We start from the raw sequence: 10,991 nt of genomic DNA on the forward strand, positions 1-10,991 counted from the left end.
CTGGTCCCGGCCGACGACACGTGGATGACCCCGTGGCACTCGTGCGCAGTACGCGGCCCGGACGGGACCTGGGCGCTCCAGCGGGCCGACCGGGCCCGGCGTTCGGGTGCTCTGGTCAGCCGCGCGGGACGACCGGACCACGTCGCCTCTGGCCGGTCCCGTACGGGAGGGTCGCCGTGATCACGCGAGCCTCCCTCCGGCGGGGTGCCCGTTCCACCGCCGGACGCCGGTGGCGCAGCCTGTGCTACGAGCAGTCGACGGTTCACGTGAGCGGCACCCGTTCCCGACGAGCACTCCGGTCAGGTCTGCGCCACAAGGAGCGGAAGTCACGGGGAGAGGGGGCACGTGAGTGAACGAGTCCACCTGTTCGGACAAGGACAAGAAGGTGCCGAAGTCCTACCCGGCCACAGGTGCAGGGTTGCCGTACTGCTGATCGCCACCGTGGTCCAGAACCATTTCGGTGAGTACTCCCCACTCGTGCGTGGAGTGATCGGCGGCGTCGTTGCGCTCGTGCTGATCGGGCTTGCCTTTGCGCTGGGAAAGTACGTGGGCACTGCCCGCAGCCGTCGATGACCACCCATGACGCCGTGCGGGGCCCAGCCTGATGGCTGGGCCCCGCAACTACAGAGACACTTCTACTGATCCAGATGTCCGGGGGCTTCTCTAATGATCACCCTCCCGCTCGTCCCGATCCTTCGCCGTCCCTCTGGCGTTCAGGCCGTTCACGTTTCGCGGGTGCGAAGTTAACCATCGCCGTCACTCCGGTCAAGCCCTTCTCCGTCGTCCCTCGGAGTGGCGTGGCGACTCGCGCCGTCGGGCAGCGCCTCGGTCCTCACGAGGCCGATTCGGCAGGACGGGTGGGGGTCGAGGTTCTGGCTCGGTGCATCGCGTCGACCAGCGGACGCCGGGCGAGCACGAGTGCGCTCGTCGGGTCAGGCAAGGCTGCGACGGCCGTGTTCTCACCCCTGGCGAGGTCATCTGCGGATCGATCGTGTGCCCGCGCTCGGTCGGGCCCTCCTCGCCGCGTAGCCGTCCGTGGCGCCGCGAGGCTGTGCGCGCTCCGTGCGGTCTCCACGGATGGCTGTGTCGGCCCCGCAGTGAGGCAGCAGGCCCACGGAGAAGGTCTGTCAGGTAGGCCGCGCCAAGTGAACGTAGATCACTTGCGATGTCGACGGCGACGCCCCCATGTCGGCCCGTAAGAGGCTGTGCCGGCTTCCGGCGCTCGTTATGCGCCGACTCTCGGCAGCGTCACCTACCGCGAGGCGGACGAGATCACCGGCCAGGTCGCCCACGCCCTGGCGGCTGCGGGGCTCGAGCCCGGGGCAAGGGTTCCCCTGTTCAGCGAGAACTCGGTCGAGGCCCATCTCGCGCCTGCTGCCGATCGCGCCGGTAGCGGAACGTCCGCAGCGCCCCCCAGCACGCCGATGAACCGGCAACCGCATGTCGTCGAAGTGCAGCGTGAACTGCTTCTCCGGCAGCATCGCCGACACGACGACCGCACCTTGCTCGACCTGTTCCCCGACCTCGGCCGCGATCCGCAGGACGGTGCCGGGCAGTTGCCGAACACCAGCGCGAGATGGAGGACGGGACTGACGGCTCCTACCTGACGAAGATCGGTGTCGCGAAGGCGGGGATGGTGGCGGTGCCGGTCAACCCGGCCCTCGCCCCGGACGTGCTCGAGCACCTGATCCGTCAGGTCGAACCGGGTCTGGCCATCGTCGACGCCGAGCTGTGGCCGCGCGCCGAGGCCGCCTTCGCCGCGACCGGCCTGCGGGTCGGCGCCACGATCACCATCGGCGGCGACCCGGTCGCGGGGAGTGTGGCATTCGGGGCGTTCCTGGACGGCATGCCGACCACCGAGCCCGACGTCGAGATCCACTCCGACGACATCTGGCAGATCCTCTACACCTCGGGCACCACGGCGATGCCCAAGGGCGCGATGATCTCGCACGGCTCGAGCCATCTCGCCGCCCTGAACTTCACGGTGTCGCTGACCCGTGGGCTTGCGGTGGAGGCCGACCTCAGGGTCGCCACCCACCTGCCGATGATCTACCACGTGGGCGACCAGATCTTCACCCTGTCCGCGTTCCTGGCGGGTGGGTCGCTCGTCCTGGGACGCCGCCCGGTGCCCGACCAGGTCGCCGCGACGGTCGCGGCCGAGCGCCCCACCGCGTTGTGGGCGGGCTCCCCGCAGTTCGTCACGGCCGTCGTCGCCGAGGCCCGCCGTACCGGCGCGGACCTGTCCAGCCTGACCGTGCTGGTCTACGGCTGGGGCGCACTCGAGCCCGCGGTGTACGCGGCGTTGCAGGCCGAGGCCCCCGGGCTCGTTGCACTGGGGATCTTCGGACAGACCGAGGCGATCGCCTGCCACCGGTTCTGGCCCGCCCGCTGGCACGAGATTTACGAGCGCACCGCCCCGGCCGTCAACTACGTCGGCGTCCCGAGCCCGCTGCTCGCCTCCGACGTCGTCGACGAGACGGGCGCGTCGGTGCGTCGGAGCCCGGGTGTCCCGGGGGAGGCGGTGTACCGCAGCCCCGTCGTCACGGCGGGCTACTACCTGGACGAGCAGGCGACCCGGGAGGCGTTCCGCGGCGGCTGGTTCCACTCCGGGGACAGCACCTCGGTCGACGAGGACGGCCTGCGGATCATGGTCGACCGATTCAAGGACATCGTGAAGTCCGGTGGTGAGAACGTCTCCAGTCTGCGGGTGGAGTCCGTCCTGCACGGGCACCCGGCGGTCGAGAAGGCGGCGGTGATCGGCCTGCCGCACGAGCACTGGGGCGAGGCGGTCACGGCGGTCGTGGTGCTGCGTGAGGGAGCCGAAGCCGCGGAGGAGGAGATTCTCGCGCACTGCAGGGCGAAGCTGGGGGGCTACGAGACGCCCAAGGCGGTCGTGTTCGCCGACGCCCTGCCCGAGACCGTGGGCGGCAAGATCCTCAAGTACAAGCTCCGCCGGCAGCATCACGCCCTCTTCGCGCAGGCCTGACCGAGCACCGGGTGGAGCACACGGAGACCGGTCCGGGTCGCACCTCCGTCGCGCCCGGTTCGGCGCGTGGCCGCGGTGAGGCGGTCGAGCGACGTGGGGACCTGATCGAGCTGCAGGTCGTCGACTCGGTCGCGCTGGTCCGTCTCAACCGGCCGCAGCGGCTCAACGCACTCTCCGACGGACTCCTGCACCTCCTCGAGGAGACCGTCGAGGAGGCGGAGGCGGACGAGGGCATCCGCGCCATGGTGATCACGGGGGCGGGGGCGGCCTTCTGCGCCGGCGCCGACCTCGGGCAGCTTCTGGAGCGGCTCGACGGACGGCAGGGCGAGATCCTGGACTTCGTCCGGCGCGCCGGGCGTACCTTCCGCAGGCTCGAGACCTCCCGGCTGCCCGTCGTCGCCGCGGTCAACGGCACCGCGATCGCCGGTGGATTCGAGCTGGTCCTGGCATGCGACGTGGTGTTCGCGGCCGCGGAGGCACGCATGGGCGACGGCCACCTCCGCTACGGGGTGCTGCCCGGTGGCGGAGGAGCGGTCCGGCTGGAGCGGAAGATCCCGGCGAATGCCGCCCGGCGGCTGCTGCTCACCGGCGATCTGGAACCCGCCGAGCGCTTCCGGGAGTGGGGTCTGGTCCAGGAGATCGTGCCGGCCGCCGGGCTGGTGGCCCGGGCACTCGCGTTCTCCCGGCGGCTGGCGACCCGCAGCGCACGCGGTCTGGCCGAAGTGAAACTCGTCGCGACCGCGGCCCGGGACCTCCCGACCGAGAAGGCCCTGGAGCTCGAGTACGAGACGTTCGCCGGCTACGTCGCCTCCGACGACCTGCGCGAGGGGCTGCGTGCCTTCCGCGACCGCACCCGATCATGGCCGCCTCCTCTGCGGTGGGTCAGCGCGCCTTCAGCGCCTCGTTGCGGTTCACCGTCCACGCGACCATCGCGCTGTCGAGGTAGGCGCGGACCTCGACGATGCGGGCGTCGGGCCCGGAGGAGTCGAACCGGCAGACCCAGCAGTAGTCGTTGTCGAAGGGGGCTCCGTCGAGCGTCGTCGACGTCGCGTGCAACTCGGCGACCGTGACGTCTCCCGCGACGTGCAGGTCGACCACCTCGAGCCGGACCCCGTCCCGCATGAGCGGGCCGAGGCGGTCGAAGGTCGCGGTGGTGAAGGCGGTCCTGGACGCGTAGTGCCCGGCGAGGGGATGGGTGCCCTCGACCGTCCAGGACACGTCGTCGGCCACCCGCTCGAAGAACCTCGCGGCCGTGGCGGGGTCGGCGAGGTGGGCGAAGAGCTCGGTGCGGTCGGTGATCGTCTGGGTGATCGTTTCGGAGATCGTGTCGTTGTGCATGGATCCAGTCCGGAGTCCGGCGACGGCGCCGGACGACCTAAGTTGCACCTCGTGACAACTACGCCGACGACGTCGGTCCTCGCACGCTCGGTCGTGGTCCTGGAGACGCTGGCGGGGATGGAGCAGCCGGCGGCGCTGCCCGCCGTCGCGGAGCGGCTGGGCGCACCGGTCAGCCAGACCTACCGCGTGCTGCGGGCCCTGCAGGAGGAGGGTTTCGTCGACCACGTCGGCCGCCGGGGGTACCGGGTCGGGACCCGGGCGATCGGGCTGGGTGCGCTGCTCGGTCCCTGGCCCGAGCTCCGCGCGCTCACCTACCCGGTCCTGGTCCGACTCGCGGGCAGCACGTCGTTGAGCGCGCGGCTGCACGTGCGCAGCGGCTACGACCGGGTCCTGCTGCTGGCCGCCGTGCCTCCGCACGACCACGACCCGTCGTGGCGGACGCGGATCGGCGAGCGGTCACCGCTGACCCGGGGGTGCAGCGGCCGGGCCATCCTCGCCCACCTTCCCGAGGCGGAGATCGAGGTCGTCCTGGGGGCACGCGCGGGGGAGGACGACGGCGCACTGCGCACGGAGCTGCGCCGCATCCGCGACGACGGGTTCGCCTTCTCCTCCGCCGCCAATCACGCCGGTCGGCGTGGGATCTCGGTTCCGCTGACGTCGGCGTCGGAGGTGATGGGTGCGCTGTCGCTGTCCGGGCCCCAGGCCGCCGTCGACGAGGACGGTCTGCGGAGGCTCGCGGGCACGGTGCGGGCCGCCGCCGACGACATCGCGGGCCCGCTGTCGGCGATGCTGGGCCCCGACGCGACCCGACGCCGGTACGCCCTCGACGTCCTGCCGCCGGAGCCCCCGCCGTTCGTCCGCTGACGCACGGGCGGTGCGGGAGTACCGTGCGCCGGTGCGTGGACATCCGGTGGTGGCAGCCCTCCTCGGGCTGGTGCTGACGGGCGCCGTCGGCTGCGCACCGTCGCCACCGGTCCCGGGGCCGGTGACCGCTCCGGTGACACCGGCGCCGCTGCTGTCACCGCTCACCGGGCTGCCCTCCGAACCTGGGGCGCGGGTGTTCGCCGTGAAGATCGACAACACCGCGGCGGCGCGCCCGTGGGACGGCGTCGAGGCGGCCGACGTCGTCTACGTCGAGCCGGTCGAGGGTGGTCTCACTCGGCTGCTCGCGGTGTTCGCCTCGCAGCTGCCGCGCTCGGTGGGTCCGGTGCGCAGCGCCCGGGAGACCGACATCGGCGTTCTCGGCGCCTATGGCCGGCCCGCCCTCGTCTTCTCCGGTGCCGCGCCACCGGTCATGGACCGGCTCCGCGCCGCCGCGGTGGTCCCGGTCGTGCCCCGCGACGTCCCGGAGGCGTTCCGGCGTGACGACCGGCGGCAGGCGCCGCTGAACGTCTACGTGGACCTGATGGCGTTGCGCGGACGGGTGCCGCAGGCGGGGCCGGTCCAGGACATCGGCCTGCGCTTCGGTCCGGAGCCGGACGGGGGTGACCCCGTCCCGCAGCGCTCCGTCCGGGTCGGGGCCACCACCGTCACCGTCACGTGGAGTGCGCAGGACGACACCTGGACGGTCGCGACCGGCGACGAGACCGCGGTCTCCGGTCCGGACCGGAGACCGGTGCGGGCGGACACGGTGGTCGTGCAACGGGTCGCCGTCGCCGAGTCGTCGGTCCGCGACAGCGCCGGCTCGGTCTCCCCGATCGCGCTCACCGTCGGGGCGGGCGAGGCCGAGGTCCTGCGTGAGGGCCGTTCCTTCCCCGCACGGTGGTCCCGTCCCGCCGTCGCCGACCCCCTCCGCCTCACCACGCCCGACGGCCGTGAGATGCCCGTGCGTCCGGGGCGCACCTGGGTACTGCTCGCTGCGCGGTGACCGGACGTGCGGGCGCCACCCGCACGCGGACCCGGTGATGGTCGCGGGCACAGGACACGCGTCGCGGAGCGGTTCACGTTACTATCCCTGACGTGTCATCAGATCATGACGCTTCGGGCGGCGGCGGCAAGGAAGCGGGCCTCGCCTTCGACGCGCTCGCCGATCCCGTCCGCCGGGAGATCCTGACGGTGCTCGCCGAGCAGGAGGAGTGCAGCGCCGGAGACCTCGCCGAGCGCATCACCTCCGTCGGGCGCACCGCGGTGTCCACCCACCTGCGGGTGCTGCGGGTCGCGGGGCTGGTCACCGAGCGACGCTCGGGCCGGTTCCGCTTCTACGCGATCGATCCGCACGGCGCGGCGGCCGATGTGATCGCCCTGCTGCGGGCCTTGTTCCAGTCGACCCTCGACGAGATGGGGGCGGCGGTGGAGGATCAGGGCATGACGTATCGGGCCGACGCGACCGGATGACCGGCGTGTCGTCACATCGGCGCTGACCGTGGGGTCGATCGCGCTCGCGGTCGAGAGGTTCGCTGCCGCGGCCCCGACGGTGGTCTTCGACCGGTTCGGCACTGAGGGCGCCGGCTGGCTGTTCGACGCGGTCTGCGACCGGGTCGCCGTCGGTGCCCCGGTCGCGCTGCGCGCACCGATCGCCGGCGGGCCCCCGGTGGACGTGCTGGGCCGGATCAGCGACCTGCGTGTCTCCCGGGCCATCACCATCACCCACGACCAGCCCTGGCGGGGCCGCATCCGGCTGCGGTTCGACGACGCGCCCGGTGGGACCCGCGTCCGGCTCGACGCCGAGATCGACCGCCGTGGGCTGGAGTGGCTGATGCGCCGCCGCGGCCATCCGCTGCCCGACGGCCCCGCCGACGGACCGCGGATCGGGGTGATCACCAGCCGTTCCGGATCGGGCAGCCTGTTCGCCTCGGCCGTGGGGAACGTTGCCGCGCTCGCCGTCGAGGAGATCGACGCCTCGGGCGGGATCGGGGGGCGCCCGCTGGAGCTGCTGGAGGCCGACGACGCCACCGACCCCGGCACCGGGGCCCTGGAGGCGATGCGGCTGGTCAGGGCCGGCTGCCGCACGATCTTCCTGATGACGACCTCGGCGACCTACCACGCCGTCTCGGCCGCCCTGTCCGGGCAGGACGTGCTGGTCGTGCACACCAACATGAACGAGGGCGGCGGGGAGTCCCGTCTGCGGATCCGGCTGGGAGAGCGGCCGGCCACCCAGCTCGCGACGGCGGCCCGTCCGGTCATGCGCGCGGCCGGCGGCCGGCGTTGGTTCCTCGCGGGCAACGACTACGTGTGGCCACGCTCGGTCAACGCCGTCGCCCGCGAGATCCTCCCCGGCCAGGGAGCGGTGCTGGTCGGCGAGGGGTACGCCCCCCTCGGGGTCGGTGACGTCACCCCGCTCGTCGAGCGGATCGCCGCATCGGGTGCCGACGTCGTGCTGAGCACCTTCGTCGGCGCCGACGCCGCGGCCTTCGAGCGCCGGTGCCACGCGTTGGGGCTGCGGGACCGCACGGTGAGCCTGGGCCCCGCCATGGACGAGGCGACCCTCGAACGGATCGGGCCGGCTGCGGCCGAGGGGATCCACGGGGTGTCCGGCTACTTCCAGCACCTGCAGACCGAGCGCAACGGGACGCTCCTGGAGCGGTACCGGCAGCGGTTCGGTCGGTGGGCGCCGCCGTTGTCGTCGCTGTCGGAGTCGATGTTCGAGGCGATCCACGTGTGGGCCGCGGCGGCCCGGCAGGTCCGCTCGACCGACCCGGTGGCCGTCGCCGACGAGATCCGGCGCGGCCGCTACGACCTGCCCCGCGGAACCCTGGACCTGCACGGCGAGCACCACGTCGACCAGCCGCTGTACCTGGCGGAGGCCCGCGGCACGACCTTCGGATCGATGGACGACGGCCCCGCGCACCCCTGACCACGCCGTGTTGCCGGCGTGGGTCGCCATGTCCGGATCTTGTCAATGTGTCTGCAAGCGTTGACACGATGAGGGTCGGTCCTAGGTTTCTCGCATCCCCCGACGTGAGGAGCACCACCCCGATGGCGATACCCCCTCCCGACGCTGCCCGGCTGGCGGCGTTGAACCAGCACTACGCGTTCGGTCTGTCCGAGGCCGAGCTGGCGGAGTTTGGCCCGGCGGTCACGGCGACGCTGGCTGCGTCCGACCGGGTCGAGGAGCTCTACCGGGCCTCGGCGCCGCAGACGCCCCAGCGGGCTTGGTCGGAGCCTGCGGACAATCCGCTCGGTGGTTGGTATGTGACGACGTCGGTGCCGGGTGCCGCTGAGGGTCCGTTGGCCGGGCGCACGGTGGCGTTGAAGGACAACATCTGTGTGGCCGGGGTGCCGATGACCAACGGGTCGGCCACGGTCGAGGGTTTCGTCCCGTCCCGGGATGCCACGGTGGCGACCCGGCTGCTCGCGGCGGGGGCGACGATCACCGGGAAGTCGGTGTGTGAGGACCTGTGTTTCTCGGGTGCGAGTTTCACCTCGCGTCCGTGGCCGGTGCGCAACCCGTGGGACACCGGCCGTAATGCTGGTGGCTCGTCGAGCGGGAGCGCGGCGTTGGTGGCCTCGGGTGCGGTGGATCTGGCCGTGGGCGGGGACCAGGGTGGTTCGATCCGGATCCCGAGTGCGTTCTGCGGGACGGTGGGGCACAAGCCCACCCACGGGCTGGTCCCGTACACGGGGGCGTTCCCGATCGAGGCCACGATCGATCACCTGGGACCGATCACCCGCACGGTGTCCGACGCCGCACTGATGCTCACGGTCCTGGCCGGTGTCGACGGGCTCGACGCCCGTCAGCCCACTGTCCTGGATCCGGTCGACTACCTCGCCGCGCTCGACACCTCCGCGGCCGGGTTGCGGGTCGGGATCGTGGTCGAGGGCTTCGGCCGCCCGGAGAGCGATCCGGCCGTCGACGAGGCCGTGCGTGCCGCGGTCGGCACCCTGGCCGGGGCCGGGTTGGTCGCGCAGGAGGTGTCGATCCCGTGGCACCTGGACGGGATGGCGGTGTGGAACGTCATCGCGACCGAGGGTGCGGCCCACCAGATGGTCGAGGGCAATGCCTACGGCATGAACTATCCGGGTCTCTACGATCCGGAGTTGATCGGGCACTACCACCGTCAGCGGCTGGCCCGTGGCGCCGAGTTGTCCAAGACGGTCAAGCTGGTCGGGTTGTCGGGGGGCTACACCTTCGGTCACGGGGGCGGCGCCTACTACGGCATGGCCCGCAATCTCGTGTTCGAGTTGCGTGCGGCCTACGACCAGGCGCTGAGTGGCTGTGACGTGCTGGTCATGCCGACCCTGCCCTACACCGCGCCCGAGCTGATCGGGCTCGACGCCGGGTTGGACACCTATCTGCCGACCGCGCTGGGGATGGTCGGCAACTGTGCCCCGTTCGACGTGTCCGGCCACCCGGCGGTGTCGGTGCCGGCCGGGCTGGTCGACGGGCTGCCGGTCGGTCTGATGATCGTCGGCCGGCGTTTCGACGACGCGACCGTTCTTCGGGTCGCGCACACCTTCGAGCAGGCCGTCGGCGGCTTCCCCGCCCCGCCGGCCCTCGCCACAGTGGGAGGACAGCAGTGAACGGAGTCTTCGACCTCGGCGGGACCGACGGTCTCGGACCTGTCGAGAACGACCACATGAGCGAGCCCGTGTTCCGCGCCGAGTGGGAGAAGCGGGTCTTCCCCATGTTCGCCCAGAGCGCGCGTGCCGGACTGTTCAACGTGGACCAGTTCCGCCACGGCATCGAGAAGATGGACCCGGCGGAGTACCTGCTCTCGAACTACTACGAGCACTGGATGCACACGATCGAGCACTACGCCGAGGTCGCGGGCATCCTCGACCCGGCCGATCTCGAGAAGCGCACCCAGTACTACCTGGAGAACCCGGACGCGCCGCTGCCCGAGCGCGAGACCGACACCGAGATCGTCGAGTTCGTCGACTGGGCGGTCACCAATGGGTTCCCCGCCAACCGCGAGTCCGACAAGGAGGCCCGGTTCTCCGTCGGCGACGAGGTCGTCATCGGGAACGAGAGCCCGTACGGACACACCCGCCGCGCTCGCTACATCCGCGGCCACCGGGGCGTGATCACCGCGGCGCACGGCACCTTCCTCTACCCCGACACCGCCGGCAACGGCCTCGGTGACTGCCCCGAGCACCTCTACACCGTCAAGTTCACGGCCGCCGAGCTGTGGGGTCCCGAGGCCGCGGACCCCAACGGCGTCAACTACTTCGACGTGTGGGAGCCGTACCTCACCCCCGTCCCCGTCACCCAGGGAGCCTGACCCATGACCGCGAACCCCACCGACACCCCGCTCCGCACCCAGGAGGAGATCGCCGCACGGGTCAAGGCCCTGGAGTCGGTCCTCATCGAGAAGGGTGTCGTGACCACGAAGGCGGTCGATCGCCTCGTCGAGGTCTACGAGAACGAGGTCGGTCCGCAGCTCGGCGCGAAGGTCGTCGCGAAGGCCTGGACCGACCCGGAGTTCAAGGAGCGTCTGCTGTCGACGACGGCCTGAGACTGACCCCCTGACGTCGGATTGGGATTGACCCCTTCTGGGCGACGCTGAGGGGGTGTTGTCGGTGGAGGACTGGTCCGAGATCCGTCGTCTGCATCGGGCGGAGGGTGTCCCGATCAAGGAGATCTCCCGCCGGCTGGGAGTCGCGCGGAACACGGTGCGTTCGGCGCTGCGGGCGCCGGGCCCACCGCGGCGGGAACGGGGCCCGCGGGGTTCGCTGGCTGATGCGGTCGAGCCGCAGGTGCGGGCTCTGTTGGCGCAGTTCCCGCGGA

Annotated in this window: 12 protein-coding genes and 1 pseudogene; all 13 read left to right on the forward strand. The window is 71.8% G+C overall.

Annotation, left to right across the window (positions count from 1 at the left end; genetic code table 11):
* Positions 1 to 180 (forward strand): annotated as a pseudogene (locus tag FVA95_RS32255) (isocyanide synthase family protein); the annotation flags it as partial.
* Positions 181 to 345: 165 nt separating this feature from the next.
* The gene (locus tag FVA95_RS25740; protein WP_149666438.1) at positions 346 to 573 is read left to right on the forward strand and encodes a hypothetical protein; all 228 of its coding nucleotides are present in this window, start codon (positions 346 to 348) and stop codon (positions 571 to 573) included.
* Positions 574 to 1,205: 632 nt separating this feature from the next.
* The gene (locus FVA95_RS31820; RefSeq protein ID WP_193564424.1) at positions 1,206 to 1,607 is read left to right on the forward strand and encodes a hypothetical protein; all 402 of its coding nucleotides are present in this window, start codon (positions 1,206 to 1,208) and stop codon (positions 1,605 to 1,607) included.
* A complete protein-coding gene (locus tag FVA95_RS25750) occupies positions 1,577 to 2,986 on the forward strand; it encodes an AMP-binding protein (protein ID WP_240051734.1) in 1,410 nt (469 codons plus the stop codon). The genes FVA95_RS31820 and FVA95_RS25750 overlap by 31 nt, the downstream gene beginning before the upstream one ends.
* A gap of 11 nt (positions 2,987 to 2,997) precedes the next feature.
* Positions 2,998 to 4,056, forward strand: coding sequence for an enoyl-CoA hydratase/isomerase family protein (locus FVA95_RS25755; RefSeq protein ID WP_205015991.1), 1,059 nt, complete (start codon positions 2,998 to 3,000; stop codon positions 4,054 to 4,056).
* Positions 4,057 to 4,375: 319 nt separating this feature from the next.
* Positions 4,376 to 5,188: an IclR family transcriptional regulator gene (locus FVA95_RS25765; RefSeq protein WP_161992448.1), complete on the forward strand. Its 813-nt coding sequence runs from the start codon at positions 4,376 to 4,378 to the stop codon at positions 5,186 to 5,188.
* A 31-nt stretch (positions 5,189 to 5,219) separates the two neighbouring features.
* Positions 5,220 to 6,191, forward strand: coding sequence for a DUF3048 domain-containing protein (locus tag FVA95_RS25770; RefSeq protein WP_161992449.1), 972 nt, complete (start codon positions 5,220 to 5,222; stop codon positions 6,189 to 6,191).
* Between the two features lie 92 nt (positions 6,192 to 6,283).
* Positions 6,284 to 6,658, forward strand: coding sequence for a helix-turn-helix transcriptional regulator (locus FVA95_RS25775; protein WP_149666442.1), 375 nt, complete (start codon positions 6,284 to 6,286; stop codon positions 6,656 to 6,658).
* A gap of 28 nt (positions 6,659 to 6,686) precedes the next feature.
* Positions 6,687 to 8,117 carry a substrate-binding protein gene (locus FVA95_RS25780; protein ID WP_149666443.1) on the forward strand — a complete coding sequence of 477 codons (1,431 nt, stop codon included), beginning with the start codon at positions 6,687 to 6,689 and terminating at the stop codon, positions 8,115 to 8,117.
* A gap of 122 nt (positions 8,118 to 8,239) precedes the next feature.
* Positions 8,240 to 9,784: an amidase gene (locus FVA95_RS25785; RefSeq protein ID WP_149666444.1), complete on the forward strand. Its 1,545-nt coding sequence runs from the start codon at positions 8,240 to 8,242 to the stop codon at positions 9,782 to 9,784.
* The gene (gene nthB / locus FVA95_RS25790; RefSeq protein WP_149666445.1) at positions 9,781 to 10,485 is read left to right on the forward strand and encodes a nitrile hydratase subunit beta; all 705 of its coding nucleotides are present in this window, start codon (positions 9,781 to 9,783) and stop codon (positions 10,483 to 10,485) included. The genes FVA95_RS25785 and nthB overlap by 4 nt, the downstream gene beginning before the upstream one ends.
* Before the next feature lie 3 nt (positions 10,486 to 10,488).
* Entirely contained in the window at positions 10,489 to 10,719 is a 231-nt protein-coding gene (locus FVA95_RS25795; RefSeq protein ID WP_240051735.1) for a nitrile hydratase subunit alpha, read from the forward strand.
* Between the two features lie 55 nt (positions 10,720 to 10,774).
* The coding region (locus tag FVA95_RS25800; RefSeq protein WP_193564260.1) for a sigma factor-like helix-turn-helix DNA-binding protein at positions 10,775 to 10,991 on the forward strand (217 nt) is incomplete at its 3' end.

Source organism: Pseudonocardia sp. EV170527-09, assembly GCF_008369905.1.
In the GTDB taxonomy this organism is placed as follows: domain Bacteria; phylum Actinomycetota; class Actinomycetes; order Mycobacteriales; family Pseudonocardiaceae; genus Pseudonocardia.

Excerpts from the sequence above, each read along its gene's own strand:
- FVA95_RS25750 (WP_240051734.1), top strand. The coding sequence starts at position 1,577 with ATGGAGGACGGGACTGACGGCTCCTACCTGACGAAGATCGGTGTCGCG.
- FVA95_RS25785 (WP_149666444.1), top strand. The coding sequence starts at position 8,240 with ATGGCGATACCCCCTCCCGACGCTGCCCGGCTGGCGGCGTTGAACCAG.
- FVA95_RS25795 (WP_240051735.1), top strand. The coding sequence starts at position 10,489 with ATGACCGCGAACCCCACCGACACCCCGCTCCGCACCCAGGAGGAGATC.